We start from the raw sequence: 23,681 nt of genomic DNA, 5'->3' as shown, positions 1-23,681 counted from the left end.
CTCCGGGAGGCGCTTGTTCTATACCTCAGCCACCCGTGGGGGGTGAATAATGGCCCCACAGACTAACGACGAACTACTGGCAGAGTTCGGCGTGTCGCGCCAGCTCGTGCTTCAGTGGACCGTTGTGAGCACCGTCGGAGTGCTCGTCTCGCTGGTCGGCTTTCTGCTCGTGTACTACCTCGCGACGGGCGACGCCGGCATCACCGAGTTCGGTTTCGATGCGGCCGCCGGCTGGTGGAACCTCGGACTCACGTTCCTGTTCGCCGTGGGCTCGATGGTGCTCGTGATCGTTCTCCACGAACTCTGTCACGGGGCGGCGATCCGCGCGTTCGGCGGAACGCCACGGTACGGGCTCGGCGTCGTCTACGCCGTCTTCCCGTACGCGTTCGCAACGACCGACGCCCGGTTTACCCGCAACCAGTTTCTCGTCGTCGCACTCGCGCCGTTGGTCCTGTTGACCCTGCTTGGTGTCCCCGTGATGGTCCTCTTCGAGTGGGCGTGGCTCGCCGTGCCGCTGGCGTTGAACGCCGGCGGCGCGGTCGGCGACCTCTGGATGGCGCTGACGCTGTTGAGCTACCCGGCCGACGTCTCCGTCGTCGACAGCGAGACGGGCCTCGAAGTGTACGGACCACCCGGGCTCGAACGCTGGGAGACCGCCCCGGCGACAGTGGTGTGGGACCTCGTCGTCGGAACTGCCGGTGGCGTGTTGGCCCTTGCAATTACGATCGGGGTCGTGACTCCGCTTGCGTTGACGGCGCTCGGCGTCGATTCGCTGACGGTCGGTGTTCCCGACACGCTGCTTTTCGTGTTCAGTTTCCTTCGGACGCCGGACGGCGGCGTCGAGTTCTCGATGGGCTCCGGCGTGTTTCTCGTCGGGGCCGCAGTCGGTGTCGTCTACGCGCACGTCCGGGCCCGGCGACGGTCCGCGTGAGCCACTGCGCTCGACCGAGTCCGCCTAGAACAGTAGCGTCCCGACCACGGACACGCCGACGAGAGCGACGTGAAAGGCGGCGTGTGCGACCATCGCCGTCTCCAGCGACCGACGCCAGAACAGCCAGCCGAGCGCCACTCCCACCATCGCGTTCAACAGGACGGTTCGGACGACCAGCGCGGTCGTGAGATCGAACGTCGACGCCAGCGCGGGCAGATGGCCGACGCCGAACGCGACCGCGCTGGCGACGATGGCGACCCACAGTATCGCCGCGGGCGGCGTCTCCGTCCGCCCGCCGATCCGGTTTCGAAGCCACCAGAGAACGAACGCGATCGGGGCCATGACGCCCCACCGAAGCAGGATCTCCTCCGTGATTCCCCCGTAGAGAAGTCGCATCGGAACCGACGCGATCAAGGCTTCAAACGCCGCCGCCTCCCCGACGGGTTCGACTGACTCGAGTCCCGTAAACGGGGCGAACACGACGTCGAGGACGGCGACGAGGACGAACAGCAAAGCACCCAGCCCGACCGCGAGCGGCAGTGATCGTCGAAGCGCGTCCCAGTCCGGCGCACCGCCGGACGCCCACGCGAAGACGTGTGAGTGCAGTCCACTCCGGGGAGCGGTGACCGTACCAAGAATCACAGACACGGCGAGGAGCACCGTCGAGTTCGCGGCCGCGATCAGCACGAGCGTCGGATACGACAGGACCGCCAGTTCGGGGATCGCTCGAAGGGCCGGTACGGAGTAGACCGCGACCGCGGCGACGCCGACGAGCCCGAGCACCAATAACGCGACGGCGCCGCGTACGGCTGCCCTCCATGTCGGCGGTTCGTCGCTCATGGCTCCTCCGTCGACGGCCGCCGATCGACGAGAACGTCGAACGACTCTTCGATATCACCGAGCACGAGCAGCGCGTAGTACCGGAGATACGTCACGACGGGGACCTGTGCGAGTGTCCAGACGACGAGCGTCGCCAGTCCGAACAGGAGCGCGAGCGCGATGAGGACGACGATCCCGGCCGTCGACGATAGCGAGACCGTCGCGTGCGTGATCGCGGCCACGACGAGAACGGGGATGAGAAGCACGATCGCGACGATCCCGACCGCGATCGAGGCGATGATCCCCGCCGCGACAGTTAGCAAGAACGCGATCACGACGTACGCCAGATACTGTTTCCACGCCGTCTTGATCGATTCCCAGAGCCGGCCCCACGCCGCGAGAACGCCCGAGTCCGCCTGAATCATCAGCGGCACGACGAACACAGTCGTGAGCCCTGACACCAGCGCATACAGGACGCTGATGAGGAACACTATCGGGATTCCGACGAGGAACGCCGTAAACGGGATCGTGAGGTCGCGCCCGGTCAGGATCGGGACGACGAGCAGCGCGAACCAACCGGCGAACAGGACGAGCAGTGGGAACCCGATCGCGATCCGGAATCCGAACAGTCGGAGTCCTTGGCGCCAGCGCCGACCCCAGTGGCGTCGGAGCGACACGTCCCCGGTGCGGAGCGACTCGATCAACACGAACTCCATGATCGCTCCGATCAGCGCGAACAGCAACCCGAAGAGGAGTCCGGCGCCGACGAGTACGACGACGAGCGTCACCACGTCGACTGGGAGGCTAAACGGGATGTCACCGTTAGAGGCGTCTCCCGGCGGCGTCGACGTGTTGAACTGTGCTGTAGGGAAGCTCACACCGCTTCCGACGAAGAACACGATAAGCGCGAGCTTCAGCCAGCGGGGCACGTCGATGGGAGTGAGAAACTCTCGGGTGACGCTGAACGCTTCCTCGACGTTTTCGACTGCGTGGAGGGACATCGGTCGAGATACTCAAACCGCATAGTTAGCCCTTCTGGTGGCGGACCCCCCCGATTTCTCTCAGGTGTGTTTCGATGATGCGGCTGACGCGCGAAGCGTGACCGCTGACGGTCGGTCCCGATTTTTCACGGCGAGAATCCCCCGTTTACGGCGAAGAGGATGTCACCGCACGAGGTATGCCCCGAACAACAGCGGGGAGACGAGTAGTGTCAGCGGTACGGCGATCCAGACTTGTCCCGCCAGCACGTTGTACTGACCGAGTGTCACTGACACGGGCGTACCCTCGACGTACCCGACGAGAAACTCGAATCCGACGGTCAGCACCGTCCATCCGATGCCGATGATCACCAGCTCCGGCCGGGAGTACGCGATCGATATCGACCAGAAGAACCCGAACGAGACGACGAGAATCGCGATGACGAGCAACGCAGTGCTCAACACGTGTCCCGGATAGTCGCCGAACCGAGGGATCAGAACGAGTTCCCGGAAGCCGCCATTTGCAACGGCGATGATGGCCATCACGACCCAGACTCCCAGCGGGTACAGCAGTGCTCGTGGGCGATGCGAGATCGCCTCGAGCGTCAGTAGCGAACTCATACGTCTCTCTCGACGCCGACTCACAAAATTCGATCGGGACAAATTCTTTGAACTCGCTCCCGGAACTGGCACGTATGAGGTCCCTCCCCCCGGATTCACTCCATCGCGCGTGTACTAGGTACGGACCCGGACGGCTTCCCGGCGCAGATCGACCGGATATCGGTGCAGGCTGTGCGGCCGCGAGCGCTGCACTCGCCGCGACGTTCCTGGTCGCCGTCGCCGCGATCGGTGGCGAGACCGTCGGGTTGTTGTCGTCGAACGACGGCTTCGCGTGGTTCGCGCTCGCCGGGATCGCAGTCCCGGTCGTGGTTCCGTCCGCGCTCGTGGTCGGCGTCGCCGTGTGGCGACTCCTCCCATCGGACGTTCCGTTTTTCGGGCCGGTCGCCGGTCTGCTCGGCACGCTCGGGACGTACATTGGCGCCCTGATCGCTGTCACGCTCATTCAGACGGCGTTCACCGTGCTCGGCCTATCCAGTGCCGATCCCGTGAGTGCGGCAGCATTCTCGTTCGGCGTCGTCGCGGAGTCCGCGTGAGGCGGTCGCGATGAGTTCGCCCTCACTTCGCACGCTTCTCGTCGCGGTAATCGCCGGAGTCGCCCATCTCGGCGTCGTCGAGTTCCTGTTCCGTTGGCTCGGTCACGTTCCCGACTCCCTGTGGCCGCTCGCCTCGGTCTCCAGTGCGGCGTTCGTCTTCGCGTTCGGGTTCCTCGCCGTGCTTTGCTCCGCCCACACGCGATTGCTGTCGCCGCTCGTCGGGCTCTCCACGCTGCTCGCGTGGGCGACGTATCGGGACGTCGCCTCGCCGGCGCCGGAGTGGTCGGAACTCGGAGGGTACCTCGTCGTCGACGGCGCCGTCTACCTCACGAGCTACGCGGGGACGTGGTACGTCTGGCTCGCGACGCTCGTCGTCCTCGCCGCCGTCGAGTACGGCCTCCGCTACCACTACGGGATCGGCGACGGGCAGCTCCGGAACCTGCCGCCGCTGCCGTTAGGCCGACGTGTGACGGCTCTCGTGGCAGGGGCAGTCGGGGGCGCGTTTGGCGTCGCCGTCGTGGCGTGGATGGCGGGAATCGGCGTGAATCCCGCCGGGATCGTTCCCGTGCTCGCCGTGACGACCGCGCTCGCTGCTGCGGTCCCCGTCGGTGCCGCCGTCGCCCGCGGGCTGGTCGCGCCGAGCGCGTGTTTCCTCGCGCTCGTCGTGCCTGTCCTGCTGAACCAGACGTTCGTCGGCGGGGAAGGCGGACCGGTGTTTCTCCTCCTGCTCGGACCGCTCGCCGTCGGTTTCGCGATTGTCGGCCTCCTTGAGAACGCTCTCCGATCGCGGCTCTCGGGACGCCTCGGTTCCAGTGGAGCTGACGGGTGACCCGGACACCGCTCTCAGTTTCGCCGTATTGAAATCCTTCGCTAGTTCGACGGCAGCAGACTTCGCTCCGGCGCTGTGAGGTTGCTGTTCGCGATCCTCGTCACTGATAATCAGTCGTTCATATTGAGTGATCAGACTCCGCCACCACGATTGTAGATGTGGTCTGCTTGCGGCGTCGAGTCGGAAAAGAACACGACAGTTGAGCCAATGATCAATAATACACCGATGATAGCTGCGTGACATCCTCCTCGCCGTAAACGGAGAGGGATCAGAGATCCCTCAGGCAGTCGGGCAGAGCCCGACGACGGCGAGGCTTCCCGTGCCGCAGGTGGGATATTTGCTGGTCTACGACACGACCTGTTCTCTCGTTTTGAACATCCCGCTCTCGCGGTCGAACAGGTGTGTCGATGGCTGTGCCACACAGCCGTTACTCCTATCCTCGCCGTGAGGACTCGGAGTTATCTTCTGTCGCATATTCTCCGCTCCGTTGCAATCCGCGTTGGCTACTAACTCGCACGACGAGCAAACGTACAGGCCACGTTCGACACGGTTCGATTTCGTGTCGTCCCCACACCGTGAACACGTTTTCGAGGTGTTCCACTCGTTCTCTTTCAGCACCTCAACACCGCGCATCTCACCTTTGTATTCGAGGTACTGGTAGATGCGGTCGAACGCCCACGAGTGCAGTTTCTTATTCCCGGTTTTGCCCCAGTCTGACTCTCGCACGTCTTCAGGCCAGCTCACCGCGAGCGTGCCAATACCGCGTTTGACACACTCCGTGATGATGGCGTCCGTCAGCGTGTGGTAAAAATGGGTTTCGCGGTCAGCGAGTTTCCGACGTGCCCACATCGACTTCTCTGACGGGCCGTTCTCTCCCTCGGTGTCGTACTCAGCACGTGTGAAGTAGTGCTTGTCTTGCTTGAGCGAGTTACCGGGGTACGACACATATTCGTCCGGGAACGCGACCGTGGCAATATTCTTGATACCAAGGTCGATTCCGGCCACGCCGTCGCCTGCTGAGTCGGTCGTTTCGAGTTCGACTTTGCAGACGAAATGTAATTCCCATTCGTCGCCGTTCCAGACGGCTCGAACGTTCTGTACACTGTTGACTTCCGAGAGATCAACGTCTGGTCGAGTCTGGTACTCGCAGAGTAGGAAATCTGAGAAGTGTTCTTTCAGATTTGAGCCTTTCGAGAGTCGGACGCGGTTGTTCTCAGGGTCGTGTTTGAACCCGTCTTCTTTGAACGTCACCGTACTCTTGGGTCGGGTGTCGCCGTGTTTGCGGTAGCCGGGGGGATTCGCCTCACTGGAGTTGTGTCGCAAGTCGAACCATGACTGGAAGGCGTCAGAAAGTTCTTCAATGACTTTCTGACTGGATTGTGCGTTCAAGTCTTTCCAGCACGACTGGTTCTTCATATACGATTTCAGCACACTACCGTTCGGGATCTCGCCGGTTGCATCCCAGATGCGATCAGATGTCCACCGTGCGACGTTCCAAATCTTCGAGGCAGAATCACCGAGCGAATCAAGACCATCGCAAACCTGTTGGTGGTTCTGGATAGAACCAACGTAGGTGCGCGTGGCCTTAATCGCTATACATAGACTATGTAATCAAACCTACTTAATGATGTGGATGAGTGTAGAATATCCGACCAGCCGTCCGTGATGGATTATGTCAGTGTTGTCGGATTCACTCCCGGCGTAAACGCCGGGATTCTCTCCTCGTAGAAAGATAGGCACTTTTCAGCGACCGGCGGTTTCAGACGAGAACATCGTTATGAATGGGGTTTCAACGGAACCACTCCGTCCTATCGATCGGATTCGAGCACTTCTTTTCGCGTCTGAAACTCCTCGTCCGTGAGATCCCCGCGTGCATACGCACGCCGCAATTCCTTCATTGCGGGGTCGCTCCCGTCACTCCGCTCGGTCAGTGCTCGGTACGCGACGTACCCGAGAACGGCGAGGACGACAAGCGGAACGAATCCGATCAACATCCACATCCAGCTGATACCCATGTGACCGTTCACGTAGGTACCCCAGCCAACGAAACCCACCATCGGCAGTATGGCGGCCATCATGAGTAGCGGCACGGCGAGTACCAGTACTCCAAGCGCGACGAGAACCCTGAGTAGTGAGTCGTTGTCTGCCATACTCTCGCATACGGGCTCCTCAGTTAAGCACGTATTCGTTCAGATTCGAACGCACAGGAACCCCCGAACTCACACGCTTCTCAGGTCGATCGTCACCGTCAACGTCCCTCGAAACTTTTGTTTCAAAATCGCGCGTTCGGTTATATACCGAGAACATAGCAACAAGTGACATAAATTAAGCCTGTGATGTGTAGGATATGCAAAATCAGAATCGCTATCCAACCGGAGCCTTCCCGGGCCCCTCGATTACTGAGAGGTATACCAGATGACCCAACACGGCGGTTCGCCTCGCGACCGGCCGACCAGTAAGCGGTGTCCGTGCTGCCGCGTCTGCGAGCTTCACCGCGAGGAAGAGACCCCCACGGACTCGGAACCCACCGACGGCCACGGGGTCGAGGAAGGCCACGACGGGCACGGTCACCGCGAGGGTCACGCCGCCGACCACGGAGGCCCGAAGAGTGATGACGGACACGATGCGCACGAGGATCACGGAGCGACACACGACCACAGCGGTCACGAGCAGATGTTTCGACGCCGGTTCTGGATCTGTCTCGTCCTCTCTGTTCCGGTCGTCGTCTACAGCGAGTTCGTTCAGGACCTACTCGGGTACACGCCACCGCCGCTCCCGGGGTCGAACCTGATTGCGGCGGGGCTCGCCGTCGTCGTGTTCGCGTACGGAGGCGTGCCGTTCCTCAAGATGGCGCGGACGGAGCTCGCGAACCGGGAGCCGGGGATGATGACGCTGATCTCGATGGCGATCACCGTCGCGTTCGTCTACAGCCTCGCGGCGATGGTGATTCCGGGGGCGATGGGCTTTTTCTGGGAACTCGTGACGCTCATCGTCATCATGCTGCTCGGTCACTGGATCGAGATGCGAAGCGTCCGTCGGGCGTCGGGAGCGCTCGACGAACTGGCCGAGTTGATGCCCGATACCGCCGAGCGGATCACCGACGACGGCGACGTCGAGGAGGTTCCGCTCGACGATCTCCGCGAGGACGACCTCGTCCTCGTTCGTCCCGGGGCGAACGTTCCCGCAGATGGCGTCGTTGAGGAGGGTGACTCGAACGTCGATGAGTCGATGATCACCGGCGAGTCGAAACCGGTCTCGAAGGAGCCGGGCAACGAGGTCGTCGGCGGGACGATAAACGGCGACGGTAGCCTTCGGATCCGGATCACGGCGACCGGTGAGAAAACGGCGCTCGCGGGCATCATGCGACTCGTCGAGGAAGCACAGCAAAGCAAGTCGCGGACGCAGGTGCTCGCCGACAGGGCCGCAGGCTGGCTGTTCTACGTCGCGCTCGCCGTCGCGGCGATAACCGCGGTCGCGTGGACGGTCGCCGTCGGCTTCGGCCTCACGGTGGTCGAGCGCGTCGTCACCGTGCTCGTCATCGCGTGTCCGCACGCGCTCGGACTCGCCGTCCCGCTCGTCGTCGCCATCAACACGACGACCGCCGCGAGAAACGGCATCCTCGTCCGGGACCGCATTGCGATGGAGGAGGCGCGAAACCTCGACACCGTCGTGTTCGACAAGACGGGAACGCTCACGAAAGGGGAACAGGGCGTGGTCGATATCGCGACCGAGGACATCGACGAGGTTGACGCGCTTTCGCTGATGGCTGCCGTCGAAGGCGACTCCGAACACATGATCGCCCGGGCGATTCGAGACGAGGCGACGGCACGTGGAGTAGACGCTCCGGATGCGACCGGGTTCGAGGCGCTGAAAGGGCGAGGCGTGCGGGCGACCGTCGATGGCGACCCGCTTCACGTCGGGGGGCCGAACCTCCTGACCCATCTCGACGCCGACGTTCCCGACTCCCTCACTAGGTTCGCGGACGACGCCGGGGAGCGGGGACAGACCGTCGTCTACCTCGTTCGCGACGGCCGAGTAGTGGCGGCCGTCGCTCTCGCAGACGTCATCCGCGAACAGAGCGCGAGCGCGGTCGACTCCCTTCACCGGATGGGGATCGAGGTCGCGATCCTCACTGGCGACAGTAGGGACGTCGCTGAGGCCGTCGCTGACCAGCTCGGCGTCGACACCGTGTTCGCCGAGGTGCTGCCCGAGGACAAAGACAAGAAGATCGTCGAACTACAGGACGCGGGGAAGGCGGTCGCGATGGTCGGCGACGGCGTCAACGACGCGCCGGCGCTCACGCGTGCCGACGTGGGCATCGCCATCGGGTCGGGGACGGACGTCGCCGTGGAGGCCGGTGACATCGTCCTCGTGGAGAGCGACCCCGTCGACGTGGTCCGGCTGATCCGACTGAGCAAGAAGAGCTACCGGAAGATGCAGGAGAACCTCGTGTGGGCGACCGGGTATAACGTGTTCGCACTGCCGCTCGCCGCGGGGATCCTCGCGCCGATCGGCATCCTCCTGTCGCCCGCGGTCGGGGCCGTGCTCATGTCCGCGAGTACCGTTATCGTCGCCATCAACGCCCAGCGACTCCGGCGGGCGGACATCGAGTAGCCCTTCCCGTACCGAGTTCGCTTGTAGCCGCCTAAAGTCGGCTCGTGTCAGATCGTCTCGCTAGCAGTGGCCCTCACCGTATGTGCGGTTTCCGTCGCGATGTTCGCCGTGCGCGTGGTTTCCGTCGTGATGTTCGCCGTGCGCGTGGTTTCCGTCGCGATGTTCGCCGTGCGCGTGGTCGCCGTGCATGTAGCCGTCCATCCAGCCGATCAATTCGTTGTCAGCGTGGTCGCTCCACGCTGGCAGTTCGGTTTCGGCGTGGCCGCCCGCGTCGTGTGCACCGACGGTCGCCACCGCACCGAACAATCCCAGCCCGACGACGACGACGAGCGCCAGTTTGAGTGGTGTCGTGTTCATTGAGGTCTCCCCAGGTGTGGATACGGGACGGGTGATTTTGTGGATGTGGGTGCGAACACAACCATGAGATCGACGGAGAACGTCTATACACGGATTTAAACGTTTAGTATACAAGAGATCGTTTCTCCGTCCAGTGGACGGGATTCACGGGGGTTCTGTCGGAAGAGCTACCGATCGGAACGCGGTCGAAGGTCGTCGTCAGGGTACACGCGGTACGTCCGCCCCTGTGATTCCCGGTAGAGTAGCCCTCGCTTTTCGAGCGCCGAAACCGTTTGGCTGACCTTGCTCTTCGAGAAATCGGAGCGATCACGCAACTCGATCTGGGTGAGTCCGGGCGATTCAATCACCGGACGGAGGACCCGACGTTCGTCTTCGGGGAGGTACGTCAGCACGTCCCGCTCGGCCGCTTCTTGTTTTTCGGACGAGTCGACGGGTTCGGGCTCCTGTTCTATCTCGTCGTTCAGACTATTGCCCTCACTTCGAGTCTCGTCGAGTCTTTCGGACGGTTCTCCGGACGCCACGCCCCGATGGAGTTGCTCCCGGATGAGCAAGTACACTCCGCCGACGACGGCCGCGACGAGCAGTGCTCCGAGCAGATTCCACGCCGGATGGACGCCATGCATCGTCCAGCCGTGACCCATCCCGCCGGTTGACGCCCGATACGTCTGCAGCGTCACGGCGACGCCGACGATGAGCACGGCTACCACGAGACCGCCGACGGCGACATCCAATTTCGAGCGCGTCACTGGTCGATCACTCGGCGGAACGTTCTCGTCCGGTCAGCATACGTCTCCCGGTTGTGACGGGCGAGCCGAATGCTTACAGCCCCGAAATGACCTCGTCCGCGAGCGTCTCCATCGCGGCCTCCGGGTCGTCGCCGCGGAGGCCGACGATGACGTGATCGAGTCCGAACGCGTCCAGTCGCCGGAAGTACTCGCGGAACCACTCGACCCCGGCGCGGTAGCCGAGGTGGAGATGCTCGGGATCCGCACCGGGATCGTCGGCGAACTCGACGCCGAGGGCGATGACGAACGGCTTCTCGCCGGCGAGCTCGCGCCACTCGTCGAGGTAAGACCGGAGCGTCTCATCGGGGAGGTGATAGAACAGCCAGCCGTCGCCGTTGTCGGCGATCCACTCGGTCGACTGCCTCGCGTTGCCCGTGGGCAACACCGGGAGCGTCTCCGTCGTCGGCTTCGGTAGCACGTCGAGGTCGCCGTCGAGCCTTCCCCACTCGCCTCCGATCTCGGGGAACTCGTCGCGCCAGCAGGCGCGCATCGCCGCGATACTCTCCCGGACCGCCCGCCCGCGGCTCTCGCGGTCGACGCCGAACGCGGCGTACTCCGGGTCGCGGTCGCCGGAGGCGACACCCAGGACGGCTCGACCGTCGGAGAGCCGGTCGAGGGTCGCCGCGGACTTCGCGACGTGGATCGGGTGTCGGAGCGGGAGCACGACGCTCGACGTGCCCAACGCGACCGATTCGGTGCGGGCGGCGACGTGCGACAGCAGGCTCCAGGGGTCGAACGCCCCGCCGGCGTCGCCGAACCGCGGCCAGTACGTCGGCACGTCCCGCGCCCAGAGCCCGTCGAGACCGAGCGCCTCCGCCCGCTCCGCGAGCCGGACCTCGCGGGCGGGATCCGGGGTCGATCGCCGCGTCCCCGTCAGCGGAAACCCGAGTCCGAACGTGAGGTCCGACCCGCCGAACAGCCGCTCGAAGCCGGCGTTTCGGTGTGCCGCGTCGATCGCTTCGATACCGTCACCCGTCTCGGTCGGGTCGCTCATCGTGTCGACTTCGTACCGCAGACAATTGTCTCCCGGGATTCAGCCGGACTCCGACTTACCCCCCGCGTGAAACCTGACTTGCGACGCGATCGGCGTCAGCGCGGACCCGTTCGGCGAGCTCCGACACCTGCGCCAGCACGGGGAATCGCGGTCCATCTCCGCCGCCGTACAGGTACGAGTAAAACGCGCGGTCATCGTCCTGTCCCGACCCGAGATCAGGCGTCATCGGCGGGTCGTCGAGCGCGCGCTGCCGCTCTGCGGCGAGCTCCTCGCACTCCCCTTCGAGGTCATCGAGACGCTCCCAGACGTCGATCGCCGCGCCGGTGCGGTCGTGTTCGACGCCGTCGAGGTGCTCGATGAGTCGGCGGCGCCGGCGGTCGACGCAGGCGAGTTCGGCCTCGGCGTCAGTGAGCGCGTCGATCTCCGCGCCGATCGCCTCGGCGAGGTCGGAGCGCGCCGTCGCCGCGTGGCGACTTCGCTCGGTGAGAGCGGACTGTGCGCCGGTCGAGAGCGTCCCGTTCGACGCCAGCGACGTCGCGGCGTCCGGTCCCAGCTCCGCGGCGAGGCTCTCGGGGATCGTCTCGTCGTACTCCGCCCTGTAGTGGGGCAACGACATGACGGTGTCGCGGTACGCGGCCAACACGCGTCTGAGTCGCACGTCGCCGCCTCGGCCGGAACCAGCGACCCTATCGGCGCGCTTGACTCCCACGGCGGAGCCGTCGAAGGCGGTCGTCGTCAACTCGGCGGGGGCGGGGTCGAGGTCGGCGACGCGCGCGGCGAACTCCTCGAACGCGTCGCGTTCGTCCAGCACGCGTCGCCGCTCGCGGCGGGCGGTTTCCTTCGCGTCGCGGACGTACGCGAAGGCGACGATCGCGACGAGCCCGGCGATGACGACCGCGGTGACCGCTCCGGGCTCGGTCACGACCTCGCCGAGGGTACACGACAGGCTCGCACACTCCGTGACGGCCGGCTCGTGACTCGGGATCCGGAAGGCCGCGGCGGAACCCGGACTGGAACTCATTACACACGTTAACACGGTGCTCACACAAAGCCTTTTCGTTCGATTCAGCGCCGAACGGAACGAATCGACTTCGGCGGCGACTCAACGGTTCACCGCGGCGCTTGTCCGTGGTACGCCGCTGCTGCTGTTGGCGGTGGAGAGTGTATAAGCGAAGGTGACCGGTGACGGTGTGAACTACTCGACGACGCCCTCGTCAGTGATCACGGTGTCGACCATGCCGATCGGCGTCGCGTCGTAGCTCGGGTTCTCGATCGTGACGCCCTCCACCGGCTCGCGCATCACCTCCACGGCGTCGCGGAACTCGTTCTCGAAGCGGAACTCCTCGATCGTCTTCGCGCCGGAACCGACGGCGGTGACGGGGACGCCGAGCTCGCGGGCCGTGACGACGAGCGGGAACGTGCCGATCCGGTTGTAGTAGGTCCCGCCGGTGATACAGGTAATCCCGAGGAGGACGCGGTCGCAGTCGCGGAGCGCGTACCCCATCGCGCTGTCGACGACCATGCGGACGTCGATCCGGGACATTCCGGCGAGCACGCGCGCCGTCTTCCGGCCGAGCGTCCGCGGGCGCGCCTCCGTGACGTAGACGGTCAGGCGGGCGCCGTCGCGCGCGGCGTTCTCGATCGACTCCAGGACGGTCGTGGAGTAGTCGTGGACGAGCAGGGTGTCGCCGTCCTCGATGTGCTCGGCGGCGTTCGCGGCCGCCTCGCCCTTCGCCGTCTCGATGCCATCGGTGACGCGGGCGATCACGTCCTCCAAGAGCTGTTTCGCGCTCTCCACGCTCGTGGCCTCGCCGACGATGGAGCGCTCGACCTCGCGCATCGCGTTGTGGAGCGCGGCGTGGGAGGGGTTCGACCGGCGCAACACGCCCGCGTTGTGTTCGAGGTCGCGCTCGAACTCGTCGACGGTGATGTACTCGCGGTCGAGCAGTTCCGCCAACGCCTGCGTCGCCTTCACGGCCACCGCCGACGTGCTGTGAGTCCGCATCGCCCGGATCTCGGCGACGGTCTCGTCGATCATGCCTGAACGGTTGTCGTCCCAATTAAAAGGGGTTCCGGGGTTCCGCGGTGGGGGAGTCTCTCACTGAGCGTGCTCCTCGATTCGCTCGACGACCCGTGGCATGCACCCGTCCTCCGGATGAAAATACGAGTAGTGGTCCGCGACGAGGTCCGTCACGTCGATATCGGCGTATCCCGCCGGGGCGTCTCCGGCGTCGCCGATCCCACCGTGGCCGACCGCGCGAGTCCGATCCGACGCGCGGTACACCCAGCCGAGCACGCGGTCGTTGGCGCTGTGGAAGTTGCCGACCGGACCGGACACCGCCGCGATCGCCGGACCGTACCGCCCACCGCGCGTCACGCTGGTACGGGGAATCGCGCCGCCGAGCAGGGAAAGGGAGGCGACCGCGTCCGGCCGGTCGCGCTCGACGAGAGCGCGAAGCGTCTCACAGGCCACCCGCGCGCCGAGCGAGTAGCCGATCAGGTGGACCGGCCGCCCGTCGTCGTCGGCCCAGTCGGTCAGCCACTCGGCGAGGGGAGCGGCGTTGGCGTCGGCGGTCCGCTTCGCCTCGTCCCAGTCGGCGTCCGACGCCCAGTCGTACCCGACGACCGACGGCGGGTCGCCGGACCGGGATGCCGAGAGCGCGAGCGCCGCGGAGTACGCCTGGTCCCGAGCGCCGGTCGCGTCGGTGGAAAATCCGTGAACGAACAGAAACAGCGCGTCGGCGTCGGCGAACGCCCAGGAACCGGTCGCGTCGACCGCCGCTTCCGGGGGGTCGGAAGGGCCCGCTCCGTCGATCGACTCCCGCGTGGAGAGCATCGGCTGGTCGGCCGGGGCGGTGGAGACCCCGGCGTCGCCGTCGAGCGAACGGACGAGCGCGACGCCGCCGGCGCCGGCGATGCCGACTCCGGCCGCGAGCCCGACGAGGAGGCGGCGTCTGGTGAGTCTCGGCTCGGAGTCGCGTGAGACGGCGGTGGCGGCATCGTCGGAGGGGCCGGTAGAGGGATCGGGTGAGATATCGGACGAAGGGGCGCAGCGATCAAGAAGCTGGCGTCGCCGAGTCGTCGGCGCCGACGATGGTATACAAACGGAGACCGTACGGGCCGTATGAGTTACCCGGTCACCTACTACTGTCCCCACTGCGGGACGCTCGTCGAACTCGCCCGCGACGGCTATCTCGCCGACAAGTCGGTGACGCCGTACCCGCTGGAGGGGTGGCGGTACGTCGCGCCGACCGAGCCGTTCGAGGACGATGCGGAATCGGCTGATGGAGAGACACAACCGATCGACGGCGTCCGCTTCGTCTGCGGCGAGAGCGACGGCGTCGTCTGGGACCCCCACGACGGGGTTCGGGGCGGCGACCTCGACGGCGACGAGCCGTATCGCGAGCCGAGGGCTGACGGCGTCGGCTGCGGCGAGCCCTTTTACCTCTCCTTCGTTCGCTACGAAGCGGGCCGCGAGATCGACCCGCGGAGCGAGACGGAACTCGTGGAGATCGATCCGGATCCCCGCCAGCGTGGCCCCCGCGGTCCCCGTAGCCCGTCGGGCCCCGACGGTCCGGACGGATCGGACCGATCTGACGGCGGGTTCTGGTAACCGGTTCGGCACACGGGCGCGGTCGCGGTCTCGACGCGTCCGAAACGCCCCCTAGGGTTATGTCCACAAGGCACGACGGGTGTCGTATGCCGGACACAAAATCGGGGCGCGAGCAGCAGGCGCGGAGCGCCGAGCGCCGCCGAATCCAACGCGATATCTCGGAGGCTCGCGAGCGCGGCGACGAGGAGGAACCGCCGGACGACACGCCGATCGAGTGCTACCGACGGGGCTGTACCGAGCCCGCGGCGTTCGTCGTCACGGAGCGCTACCAAGAGGACACGGGGAAGGGAGCCGTTGAGGCGACCGCGCTCCTCTGTATCGACCACACCGTCGCGGAGGGACCGGCGAATCTGGACAACGCGTACGACGACTACGTGTTCCGGATCGACCCGATAGACGGCGTGGACCTCGAAGTCGACGCGTAATCGGAACCCGTTCGGAGTCGCGATAGAAACCGAGACCCCGGACGGTGACGAGTCCGACAGACAAACGCCTTAATGCGCGAGCGAGAAGGGCCCGTATGGAAAGCATCAATCGGACTGCGATCGAGCTCGTCGACGAGGCGCTCGACTTCGCCGGCGAGCTCGACGTCGTCGGCTACGAGCTGGACAACGGCGCCACGGTCGTCGATTTCGGCGTCGACGCGACCGGCGGCGTCGAGGCGGGACTGCTGCTCGCCGAGATCCAGACCGCCGGACTCGCGAACCTCCGCACTCGAATGGGCGAAGTCGCGGACGCGCCGCGGCAGTACGTCGAGCTGTCGACCGACCACCCCGCCGTCGCGCTGCTCTGCTCGCAGAAGGCCGGCTGGGAGCTCGCCTTCGAGAGCGGGTTCGAGGGGCTCGGCTCCGGACCCGCGCGAGCCCTCGTCGGCCAGGAGACGGAGTTCGAACGCGTCGGCTACTACGACTCCTCGGAGTTCGCCACGCTGACGGTCGAGTCGACGACGCTCCCGACGGAAGAGGTCGCGGACCACGTCGCCGACCTCGCCGAGGTCGACGCCGAGGGCGTGTTCCTCCCGACGTACGCGACCGGGTCGACGGCGGGCTCCGTCGCGACCGCCGCGCGCGCCGCGGAGCTGGCCGTCTTCCGCCTCCTCGAGGTCGGCTACGAGCCGACCGACGTGCTCCACGCGTCGGGGTCAGCGCCGATGGCACCCGTCACCCGCGACGAGGACCTCGCGATGGCCCGGACGAACGACGCGCTGGCCTACGGCGGCGAGGTCCACCTGCAGGTCGCGCGCGACGACGACCGCTTCGAACAGATCGTCTCGACCGCCCGCGACGAGTACGGTACCCCGTTCGTCGAGGTGTTCGAAGACGCCGACTGGGACTTCTACGAGGTGCCCGAGAGCGTCTTCGCGCCCGCGAAGGTCACCGTCGACGTCGTCGACGGCCCCGTCTACACCGTCGGCGAGACGGACGAGGAACTGCTCGCGGAGTCGTTCGACTACCGCTGACGCTCTCGACGATGCGTCTCAAACCGGTTCCCGAGCCGCCCGACGACCTCGACGCGCTCCGCGACTACCAGCGAGCGGTGCCGCTCGTCCCCGGCAGCACCGACGACTGCTGTGCCCGCCTTCGCGACCGACAGGGCCTCCCGAACCGGCAGGTCGCGAACGACTGGCTCGCGTTCCTCCGCGCGCTCGGGCTGGCCCGCGAAACGTCGCGCGGGTTCGTCCGGACGGACGCGGAGCCGACCCCCGAACTCGTCCGCGACGGGCTCCGCGACGGGGTCCTCCTCGTGCCCGAGACGCTCGACGCGCTGCGGTCGGCGACGCCCGAAGACCCGCTCACGCCGGACGAACTGTTCGAGCGGACCCGCGAGGCGGTCCCGCGCCACGACCGCGCCCGAGACCCGGACTGGGAGGCGTCGTGGCGCGAGCGCGCCGATCGGCTCCTGCGGTGGCTCGCGTCGGTCGACTTCGCCGAGTCGGTCGACCGCGACGCCGGAAGCGACCGCGACGGCGACGACGCCCCCGCATACGTCGCCGGGGACGCGCTCGAGAGCGACTCCGCGTCGCTCGCGCGGGCCTACTACGACGCCCTCGACGCCGGCGAGTACGACCGGCTCGAAGCCCTGCTCGACCCGGATTTCGTCCAGCGGCGACCCGACAGAACGTTCGAGGGTCGCGACCGGTTCGTGGCGTTCATGCGCGACGAGCGGCCGCTGACCGACACGACGCACGTCGTCGACGGGGTGTTCCCCGAGGGGCCGGGCGTGGCCGTCCACGGGCGACTGCTGGACGCGGACGGCGAGGAGCTGTTCGCGTTCGTGGACGCCTTCGACGTCGACGACGGCCGGCTGACAGCGCTGGAGACGTACGCGGGCGGGTGACCGACGCGCCGACGGTAGCCTCCTCTTAAATAGCCGTCACCCACGCCCGGTACTCCTCGTCGAGGCCGTACACCTCGCGGAACGCCCGGTCGATGAACCCGGCGACGCGGTTCGCGTCGGAGCGGGCGGTGACGACCGCGTTCGTCCCCTCCGCCTCCTCGGGACTGACGAGCTCGTCGATCCGGAACTCGGGGAACTCGCCGAGGAGCCCTTTTAAGCGTTCCAGCTCCGCGTCGGTGCAGTCCAAGATGAGCTCCGTGCCCGCGAGCTGGATCCACGGCGGCACCTCGCCGCCCTCGGTCACGTCGCTGTCGGGGTCGACGTCGACGGTCATCACGTCGCTCGAACGGGCGCGGTGGGCGGCCGCCGCGTCCGCGAACAACTTCAGCCGCTCCGCCTCCGTCGCGGCGTCGAATCGGGTCATGGGCTCTCTCGGCGCCGGTAGCCCTTAAAAAGTCGTCACTCGCGATTCGCCCCCGTCAACGCGTCCCGCTACGCTCGCTCCGTCTCCGTCAACGCGTCCCGCTACGCTCGCCTCGTCTCCGTCAACGCGTCCCGCTACGCTCGCTCCGTCTCCGCCAGCACGTCCTCGACGATCTCGCGAGTCCGTTCCGCCGCCCGGACGCGGTCGTCGATCACGCCGCGCTCGAGCAGATCGAGTTCCGGCTCGTCGAGCGCGTCCCGCACTTCGGCGGATCGCCTGAGCCGCTCGTACTCGTCCGTGCGGGCGAGGTCCCGGACGGATCGGAGCGTCGCGACCGTCCCGTCGTCGGCTATTCGAGAGACGAGCGGGATCAGCTCGTCGATCTCGTAGGCCAGTTCGCCGCCGGTCGCGGGCGGCCAGTCGAGCGTCAGCGGCTCGGCGTCGAGCCGCTCGATGTACGTGCGGTGGACCGCGACGGCCGTCCGGAGCGCGCCGGGATCGTCGACGTAGTGCTCCAGCTTGGAGTTCGAGTAACCCGCGTACTCCAGAAGCGTCGGCAGCGGCTCCTCGCCGGCGGCGTACTCCGCGACGTACTCCGCCAGGTCCGTCGGCGGCACGTCGGCGTCGACGAAGGGGGTCCCGTCGGCGCGGTCGAGGAAGGCGAAGACGTCGCGGGCCGAGGCCGACTTATAAAACTCGTCGAACGCCCCGCGGATCGCCCCGTTGTACTCCGCTATCGGATCTCGCAGTCGGTCGACGTCGGCGTCGAGGTCCGCGTCGGCCATCGCGGCGACCTCGTGCAGCTCGTCGAGTCGGGCGGTGAGCCGCTTTCTCGCGTCGATCGCCGTTTTCCTGGCTGCCCGATACTCGTCCACGGCGTCGTCGCGGTCGGTGAGGAGCGCGACGTACTCGTTCACGGGTTCGAGCGCGTCGCGGGCCGCGTCGAAGTCGCTGGCGGAGAGGCGGCGCTTATCAACGGCGTCATCGGCGGCGGCGAACGCGTCGGCCGCGAGCGCGTCGTCCCCGACGTCGACGGCGTTCGCGAACTCGCCCTCGAACTGGACGTAGGAGGCGAAGTCGCCGCTGCCGACCGCGTCGTCCTCGTACTGGTCGAGGACGCGGTGCGCGCGGCGGTACGCGTCGACCGCGGCCTCGATGCGCTCGCGACCGAGGTCGGCGATCCGCCCTTCGATCCTCCCGAGCTCGTCGTATCGCTCGCGGAGCCGCGCGGCCGCCCCGCCCGCGGCGGCGACCGGATCGACGTCGTCCGACCCGGAGTCGTCCGACGCGGCCGCCGTTCCGCCCATCAGTACACCTCGTCCGGATCGAAGACGCGCTCGCCGACGCGCTCCCCGTCGACGGTCCGATAGAAACACGACCGGTGGCCGGTGTGGCACGCGCCGCCCTCCTGATCGACGAGGTACAGGAGCGTGTCGGCGTCGCAGTCCGCGCGGACCTCCCGGACGGCCTGCGTGTGTCCCGAGGTACCGCCCTTGTGCCACAGCTCGTCGCGAGATCGGGAGTGGTAGTGCGCCTCGCCCGTTTCCCGGGTCCGTTCGAGCGCCTCCGGCGAGACGTACGCCAGCATGAGCACCTCGCCCGAGTCGGCGTCTTGGGCGACGGCGGGAACGAGCCCGTCCTCGCCGAAGTCGATAGCTATCGGGGCGGAGTCGGCCGCGCTGCCCGTTTCGGCGTCGCTCCCCGCGGTCCCGCTCGCGTCCGCGTCGGAATCGGTCATGTCTCGCCGGAGGCGCGGGGCTCGAATAGGCCTTTTGTCTATCTCGACACGGGTCCGCTCCGAGCCGGTCCGTCCAGTCGCAACACGAGCGCGTCGCCGTCGTCGTACGCGTCCGCACGCCGGTCGACGACCGCGAATCCGAGCGTCTCGTACAGCGCGAGCGCGGCGTCGTTGTCCGGGTGTGCCCGGAGCGTCACGGGACCGCTGGCGTCGCCGATCACGGCCGAGAGCAGGCCGCGAGCGCGTCCCTCCCGGCGGTGTGACGGGAGGACCGCGAGTTCCGTCAGGTGGACACCGGCCGCCGTCGGCGCGTCGACCGGGAGGAGGTAGCCGACGACCTCGCCGCCGTCGACGCTCACGAGCGCGTCGCCCACCGCGAGCGCGTACTCCAACAGGTCGGGATTCGGCTGTCGGAGGTGCGACTGCAGCTCGCGGATCCGATCGGCGTCCGACGGGCGAGCGTCGCGGACGCGAGGGTCGACGCCGGCTATCGCCCCCTCGTCGCTCCCGTCGGAATCGCCCGCTCCCGTCATTTCAGGGCGTCACCTCGACCGTCATCTCAGAGCGCTACCCCGAGCGCGACGGCACACGCGACCGCGGCGGTCGCGCCCGCGAGCGTCGCGAGGAAGTTCACCGCCTGGTTGCCGATCCGCTCGCCCTCGATCAGGGCGCCGAGCAGGCTGTCGACGGTCATCCCGGCGACGCCGGCGGCGACGACGATGCCGCCGCCGACGGCGGCAGCGCCCAGCGGCATGCCGAGCGCGGCGAGCGCGCCGACGATACACGCCCCGGCGATCCCGGCGACCTCGCCCTGCCACGTGATCGCGCCGTCGGTGCCGGGGGGAACCGGTTCGAGCGTCGTGACGAGTCGCGGTCCGTCGTAGAGTCCCCCGATCTCGGAGGAGAGCGTGTCGGCCATCGCGGTCGCCGTCGCGCCCGCGAACGCAAGTCCGAACAGCGCGGGCGACACGTCGACGTGGGCGGTCGCCGCGTAGCCGATCACGGCGACGAGCGCGACCGCGGAGTTCGCGAGGACGTTGCCGGTGCCGCGGGCGCCCTCGTTCTCCTGAGCCACGCCGCGGTCGGCCTTCTCGTCGAACCGGTATTTCGAGGCGAGTCCGCCGACCGCGTAAAACGACATGAGGGTGAGAAACCAGCCGATTCCGCCGAGCACGACCGCCAGTAGGGCGGCAAGCACGCCGGTCAACATGCCGGGAACGGATGCAGTCCCGAGGGCGAAGGAGACGTACCCGAGCGCGCCGGTCACGCCCAGTCCGAAGAGGATGAGCGGAGCGCTTACCGTCGGCGTCAGCACGATGAACCCCCACACAGTGAGTGCGACGAGGATGACCGTGATGTGCGCGTCGCGGGCGAACACCAGCGACCTGACGAACGCGGCCGTCAGCGCGGCGACGGCCGCGAGAAAGACGATCCCGGGCAGGGCGGAGCCGATCGGGCCTGCGACGGCAGACGCGGTGGCTCCGCCGTCGGCGAGGGCGGAGGCGGACGCGGGAGCGAGCCACTCGTCCGGTCCGGCGGTCGTCTGGAGCTGCACGAGGACCTGGCCGACGAGCGCGGTTGCCGTCCCGCCGGCGACGTATCCCGCGACGAGGGGGAACTCGTCGGCGGTCTTCCGGCCGACCAGTTCACGGCCGAGGCGACCGCCGCCGACGGCGAGCGTCGCCGCGGCGAAGGCCTCGTACGGGAGGGGGACGGGGGGGACCGTCGCGAACAGCGCGAGGCCGCCGGCGGCGAGCGAGAAGGCGACGAGTCCGTAGAGCCGCTCTTCTTCCCTGTCACCCGGCAGTGCGAGGATATCGAACCACTCTCCGTCGCGAATGCCGAAGAAGGCGAGGGCAGCGACGGCGAGAAACGGCACGGCCGCAGCGTTGCCGAGGGTCGGCGCGAGGACTGCGAGCGCACCCACCGCGGCGAAGATACTCGCACGTCGAAGCCTCGGTATCACACCTCCGGCTACCCGCGACGAGCACTTAACGGTCCCGACAGCGGTCGAACGATCTCCGGCGGTTCGCGTCCGCGTTCGGCTTCACGCTTCCGGTGGACCTGCTCGGTACCGGTGTCCGTCGTCGTTCAGTACCGGTACTCGTTGTACTGGACGGCGTGTCCTTCGAGGACCCGAACGGTCCGCTCTGGGTCTTCGTCATCGGTGGGGTCATCTTCGTGTGAGTCAACCACAGTCATGTTCGAGCGGTAGTCGCTTCCATACATAACTGTTTTCCACACGGTGAAAGTGAAAGGCTCGGTAAACGAGGCTGATACGAGCGATTCCGTGAGAGCGTTGAGGGAAATACGAAGTGAGCGTCCGAAGCGGAGTGCGAGACGATCAGTCGATGACTCGGTCGATCTCGCCGAGGGTGTCGAGAACGTAGTCGGGCTCGATATCCGACGCCGCGAGCGTCGCGTCGTCCGTGACGCCGGACCTAACGAGAACGGTCGTCATGCCGGCGCGCTCCCCGAGCGCGATGTCCGTGTTGAGACGGTCGCCGACGACGAGACACTCCTCCGGCGGATATGGGAGACGCTCGCGAACCATCTCGATCGCGGTGTCAGAGGGCTTGCCGAGGACGACGTCCGGCTCGCGCTCGGCGACGCCGGCGATCGCGTTGATAACGGCCCCCGAGCCCGGCACGTCGCGGTCGGGCGCCGGGATGACGATGTCGGGGTCGGTCCCGACGAACGGCACGTCGCGGTCGAGCGTCCACATCGCGGTACACAGGTCCTGGTAGTCGAACTCGCGGTCGATCGAGGCGACGAGCGCGTCGGCGGCGTCGACGTCCTCGGTGGTGGCGAGCCCGGCCGCCTCGAACTGCTCGAGCAGCCCCGGCGCGCCGATACACAACAGCTCGTCGGCGGCGTGGTGCTCCCGGAGGTACCGGGTCGTCACGGTCCCGGCCGTAAACACCTGGTCGGCGTCGACGTCGTACCCCGCGGCCCCGAGCCGGTCGACGTACGCCGGCGGCGCCTTCGTCGGGTTGTTCGAGACGAACAGCGTCTCGATCCCGGCCGTCACTATCCGTTCGTATCCCGACGGCGCGCCCGGGATCGGATCGTTACCCCGCACGACTGTGCCGTCCACGTCGAGGACGGCCCCGCTGACTGTCATACCGTTTCTCCGAACGCCACGCCCCTAGTGGTTGCGACCCGAGCGAGGACCCATAACGCCTGCGTGTTGTTCCAGATACGATACCGGTACCAACTTCGGGATAACGGAAGCGTAAAGCGGCATCGTCCCCAACGACGTGTTACTGTGACGACGACCCAAGTCACTCTCGTCCAGATCGACAACTACGGGCCGTGGACGGTGACGCCGGAGCCGCGACGGGAGATGGACTTACAGACCCTTCAATCGCGCCTCTTCGCCGACATCGCGCAGTTCGTCGGGCACCGCGACGCGTACGTCTTCTTCACGCGATTCGACAACATGATCGCGGTGACGAACGGCGTCGACGGCGCGGCCCACGCAGCGCTTCAAGAGTCGATCGGGAATCGCTATCCGGTGACCGTCAGCCTCGGAACCGCGGTCGCCGAGCGACCCGTCGATGCGCTGGAGGCCGCAAATCACCGGATCCAGCTCGAAGGCAGCGCACAGGACGAGAGCCGGACGGAGGTGCTCGCCGGTGAATACCTCACCGAGACGACGCCCGCCGACCTCCAGATCGCTCACTTCGACGTCGTCAACGCGACGGGGAAGTACACCGACCAACTCAACGAGTTCGACACGTTCATCAACATCGAACAGGCGTACGCCTCGCTGATGCGGTACCTCCGCGAGACCCACGGCGCGCTCTCCTTCTTCGTCGGCGGCGACAACATCATCGCGGTCTGTCCCGACCTCCTCGAACGGGCCTTCACCGACGCCGTGGCCCACGTCAAGCAGGACGTCGACGTGGAGCTGCAGGTGGGCGTCGGACGGGGAGCGTCCGCCCACGAGGCCGGATTCGCGGCCAAACACGCGCTGGAGGACTGTCGCCACGACGGGACGAGCGTCGAGCTGTTCGGCGCCCCGGCCGCCGGCGATTGACCGCCTGCGACTGATCGGCGCGCTGTTCACGCCCCGTCGGGTCGCCCATATCGGTTATCGGATGTGA

Annotated in this window: 26 protein-coding genes and 1 pseudogene; 10 read left to right on the top strand and 17 right to left on the bottom strand. The window is 66.8% G+C overall.

Annotated features, from left to right (window positions below):
- The first annotated feature begins 49 nt into the window (after nucleotides 1-49).
- Nucleotides 50-931 (top strand): DUF3267 domain-containing protein, encoded by an 882-nt coding sequence (locus ACNSN4_RS13110; protein WP_418286264.1) that lies wholly within the window; start codon nucleotides 50-52, stop codon nucleotides 929-931.
- A gap of 24 nt (nucleotides 932-955) precedes the next feature.
- Here the strand turns inward: ACNSN4_RS13110 and ACNSN4_RS13105 are convergent, their stop codons facing one another.
- The 3 genes from ACNSN4_RS13105 to ACNSN4_RS13095 form a co-directional block, all read right to left on the bottom strand.
- Nucleotides 956-1,771 (bottom strand): CPBP family glutamic-type intramembrane protease, encoded by an 816-nt coding sequence (locus tag ACNSN4_RS13105; protein ID WP_418286263.1) that lies wholly within the window; start codon nucleotides 1,769-1,771, stop codon nucleotides 956-958.
- Nucleotides 1,768-2,751, bottom strand: coding sequence for a DUF7544 domain-containing protein (locus ACNSN4_RS13100; protein ID WP_418286262.1), 984 nt, complete (start codon nucleotides 2,749-2,751; stop codon nucleotides 1,768-1,770). Before ACNSN4_RS13100 ends, ACNSN4_RS13105 begins: the two co-directional genes overlap by 4 nt.
- A 162-nt stretch (nucleotides 2,752-2,913) precedes the next feature.
- Nucleotides 2,914-3,348 carry a hypothetical protein gene (locus ACNSN4_RS13095; RefSeq protein WP_418286261.1) on the bottom strand — a complete coding sequence of 145 codons (435 nt, stop codon included), beginning with the start codon at nucleotides 3,346-3,348 and terminating at the stop codon, nucleotides 2,914-2,916.
- A 74-nt stretch (nucleotides 3,349-3,422) separates the two neighbouring features.
- Between ACNSN4_RS13095 and ACNSN4_RS13090 the strand changes: the two genes are divergently transcribed.
- Both ACNSN4_RS13090 and ACNSN4_RS13085 read left to right on the top strand, forming a co-directional pair.
- On the top strand, nucleotides 3,423-3,881 hold the full coding sequence (locus ACNSN4_RS13090) for a hypothetical protein (RefSeq protein ID WP_418286260.1): 459 nt from the start codon (nucleotides 3,423-3,425) through the stop codon (nucleotides 3,879-3,881).
- Between the two features lie 10 nt (nucleotides 3,882-3,891).
- Nucleotides 3,892-4,710, top strand: coding sequence for a hypothetical protein (locus tag ACNSN4_RS13085; RefSeq protein ID WP_418286259.1), 819 nt, complete (start codon nucleotides 3,892-3,894; stop codon nucleotides 4,708-4,710).
- Between the two features lie 345 nt (nucleotides 4,711-5,055).
- Here ACNSN4_RS13085 and ACNSN4_RS13080 read toward each other — a convergent pair whose 3' ends face one another.
- Both ACNSN4_RS13080 and ACNSN4_RS13075 read right to left on the bottom strand, forming a co-directional pair.
- Nucleotides 5,056-6,306: an RNA-guided endonuclease InsQ/TnpB family protein gene (locus ACNSN4_RS13080; RefSeq protein WP_418286373.1), complete on the bottom strand. Its 1,251-nt coding sequence runs from the start codon at nucleotides 6,304-6,306 to the stop codon at nucleotides 5,056-5,058.
- 212 nt (nucleotides 6,307-6,518) lie between these two features.
- Nucleotides 6,519-6,860 carry an SHOCT domain-containing protein gene (locus ACNSN4_RS13075; protein ID WP_418286258.1) on the bottom strand — a complete coding sequence of 114 codons (342 nt, stop codon included), beginning with the start codon at nucleotides 6,858-6,860 and terminating at the stop codon, nucleotides 6,519-6,521.
- A 265-nt stretch (nucleotides 6,861-7,125) separates the two neighbouring features.
- Between ACNSN4_RS13075 and ACNSN4_RS13070 the strand changes: the two genes are divergently transcribed.
- Nucleotides 7,126-9,324 carry a copper-translocating P-type ATPase gene (locus ACNSN4_RS13070; protein ID WP_418286257.1) on the top strand — a complete coding sequence of 733 codons (2,199 nt, stop codon included), beginning with the start codon at nucleotides 7,126-7,128 and terminating at the stop codon, nucleotides 9,322-9,324.
- Nucleotides 9,325-9,384: 60 nt separating this feature from the next.
- Here ACNSN4_RS13070 and ACNSN4_RS13065 read toward each other — a convergent pair whose 3' ends face one another.
- The 6 genes from ACNSN4_RS13065 to ACNSN4_RS13040 form a co-directional block, all read right to left on the bottom strand.
- Nucleotides 9,385-9,681 carry a hypothetical protein gene (locus tag ACNSN4_RS13065; RefSeq protein ID WP_418286256.1) on the bottom strand — a complete coding sequence of 99 codons (297 nt, stop codon included), beginning with the start codon at nucleotides 9,679-9,681 and terminating at the stop codon, nucleotides 9,385-9,387.
- A 167-nt stretch (nucleotides 9,682-9,848) separates the two neighbouring features.
- Entirely contained in the window at nucleotides 9,849-10,427 is a 579-nt protein-coding gene (locus ACNSN4_RS13060; protein WP_418286255.1) for a helix-turn-helix transcriptional regulator, read from the bottom strand.
- 73 nt (nucleotides 10,428-10,500) lie between these two features.
- A complete protein-coding gene (locus ACNSN4_RS13055; RefSeq protein ID WP_418286254.1) occupies nucleotides 10,501-11,460 on the bottom strand; it encodes a TIGR03571 family LLM class oxidoreductase in 960 nt (319 codons plus the stop codon).
- A 55-nt stretch (nucleotides 11,461-11,515) separates the two neighbouring features.
- Nucleotides 11,516-12,481, bottom strand: coding sequence for a DUF7260 family protein (locus ACNSN4_RS13050; RefSeq protein WP_418286253.1), 966 nt, complete (start codon nucleotides 12,479-12,481; stop codon nucleotides 11,516-11,518).
- A 174-nt stretch (nucleotides 12,482-12,655) separates the two neighbouring features.
- Nucleotides 12,656-13,498, bottom strand: coding sequence for an eIF2B alpha/beta/delta subunit family protein (locus ACNSN4_RS13045; RefSeq protein ID WP_418286252.1), 843 nt, complete (start codon nucleotides 13,496-13,498; stop codon nucleotides 12,656-12,658).
- 60 nt (nucleotides 13,499-13,558) lie between these two features.
- The gene (locus ACNSN4_RS13040) at nucleotides 13,559-14,296 is read right to left on the bottom strand and encodes an alpha/beta fold hydrolase (RefSeq protein WP_418286251.1); all 738 of its coding nucleotides are present in this window, start codon (nucleotides 14,294-14,296) and stop codon (nucleotides 13,559-13,561) included.
- A gap of 288 nt (nucleotides 14,297-14,584) precedes the next feature.
- Here ACNSN4_RS13040 and ACNSN4_RS13035 point away from each other — a divergent pair, with 288 nt between their 5' ends.
- The 5 genes and pseudogenes from ACNSN4_RS13035 (at nucleotide 14,585) to ACNSN4_RS13020 (ending at nucleotide 17,410) form a co-directional block, all read left to right on the top strand.
- On the top strand, nucleotides 14,585-15,073 hold the full coding sequence (locus tag ACNSN4_RS13035) for a DUF7969 family protein (protein ID WP_418286250.1): 489 nt from the start codon (nucleotides 14,585-14,587) through the stop codon (nucleotides 15,071-15,073).
- 86 nt (nucleotides 15,074-15,159) lie between these two features.
- Nucleotides 15,160-15,498 carry a hypothetical protein gene (locus ACNSN4_RS13030; protein ID WP_418286249.1) on the top strand — a complete coding sequence of 113 codons (339 nt, stop codon included), beginning with the start codon at nucleotides 15,160-15,162 and terminating at the stop codon, nucleotides 15,496-15,498.
- A gap of 95 nt (nucleotides 15,499-15,593) precedes the next feature.
- The gene (gene mch / locus ACNSN4_RS13025; RefSeq protein ID WP_418286248.1) at nucleotides 15,594-16,532 is read left to right on the top strand and encodes a methenyltetrahydromethanopterin cyclohydrolase; all 939 of its coding nucleotides are present in this window, start codon (nucleotides 15,594-15,596) and stop codon (nucleotides 16,530-16,532) included.
- 11 nt (nucleotides 16,533-16,543) lie between these two features.
- A pseudogene (locus ACNSN4_RS16560) lies at nucleotides 16,544-16,963 on the top strand (double winged helix-containing putative transcriptional regulator); the annotation flags it as partial.
- Between the two features lie 9 nt (nucleotides 16,964-16,972).
- The gene (locus tag ACNSN4_RS13020; protein WP_418286372.1) at nucleotides 16,973-17,410 is read left to right on the top strand and encodes a nuclear transport factor 2 family protein; all 438 of its coding nucleotides are present in this window, start codon (nucleotides 16,973-16,975) and stop codon (nucleotides 17,408-17,410) included.
- Nucleotides 17,411-17,435: 25 nt separating this feature from the next.
- On the opposite strand, the gene ACNSN4_RS13015 is transcribed toward ACNSN4_RS13020, so the two are convergent.
- The 6 genes from ACNSN4_RS13015 to ACNSN4_RS12990 all read right to left on the bottom strand — a co-directional run bounded on the left by ACNSN4_RS13015 (nucleotide 17,436) and on the right by ACNSN4_RS12990 (nucleotide 22,696).
- The gene (locus ACNSN4_RS13015) at nucleotides 17,436-17,834 is read right to left on the bottom strand and encodes a DUF7975 family protein (RefSeq protein WP_418286247.1); all 399 of its coding nucleotides are present in this window, start codon (nucleotides 17,832-17,834) and stop codon (nucleotides 17,436-17,438) included.
- Nucleotides 17,835-17,968: 134 nt separating this feature from the next.
- Nucleotides 17,969-19,141, bottom strand: coding sequence for a DUF7118 family protein (locus ACNSN4_RS13010; protein WP_418286246.1), 1,173 nt, complete (start codon nucleotides 19,139-19,141; stop codon nucleotides 17,969-17,971).
- The gene (gene hisI, locus ACNSN4_RS13005) at nucleotides 19,141-19,572 is read right to left on the bottom strand and encodes a phosphoribosyl-AMP cyclohydrolase (protein ID WP_418286245.1); all 432 of its coding nucleotides are present in this window, start codon (nucleotides 19,570-19,572) and stop codon (nucleotides 19,141-19,143) included. Before hisI ends, ACNSN4_RS13010 begins: the two co-directional genes overlap by 1 nt.
- Before the next feature lie 38 nt (nucleotides 19,573-19,610).
- Entirely contained in the window at nucleotides 19,611-20,105 is a 495-nt protein-coding gene (locus tag ACNSN4_RS13000; protein WP_418286244.1) for a GNAT family N-acetyltransferase, read from the bottom strand.
- A 26-nt stretch (nucleotides 20,106-20,131) separates the two neighbouring features.
- The gene (locus tag ACNSN4_RS12995) at nucleotides 20,132-21,538 is read right to left on the bottom strand and encodes a DUF92 domain-containing protein (protein ID WP_418286243.1); all 1,407 of its coding nucleotides are present in this window, start codon (nucleotides 21,536-21,538) and stop codon (nucleotides 20,132-20,134) included.
- A gap of 378 nt (nucleotides 21,539-21,916) precedes the next feature.
- A complete protein-coding gene (locus ACNSN4_RS12990; RefSeq protein ID WP_418286242.1) occupies nucleotides 21,917-22,696 on the bottom strand; it encodes an HAD-IIA family hydrolase in 780 nt (259 codons plus the stop codon).
- Nucleotides 22,697-22,840: 144 nt separating this feature from the next.
- Between ACNSN4_RS12990 and ACNSN4_RS12985 the strand changes: the two genes are divergently transcribed.
- Nucleotides 22,841-23,614, top strand: a complete 774-nt coding sequence (locus tag ACNSN4_RS12985; protein WP_418286241.1) for a GTP cyclohydrolase III — start codon at nucleotides 22,841-22,843, stop codon at nucleotides 23,612-23,614.
- Nucleotides 23,615-23,681 lie beyond the last annotated feature (67 nt).

The sequence above is a fragment of the Halorubrum marinum genome, assembly GCF_048381195.1.
Lineage (GTDB): Archaea > Halobacteriota > Halobacteria > Halobacteriales > Haloferacaceae > Halorubrum.
This window is presented reverse-complemented; position numbering and strand designations above follow the sequence as displayed.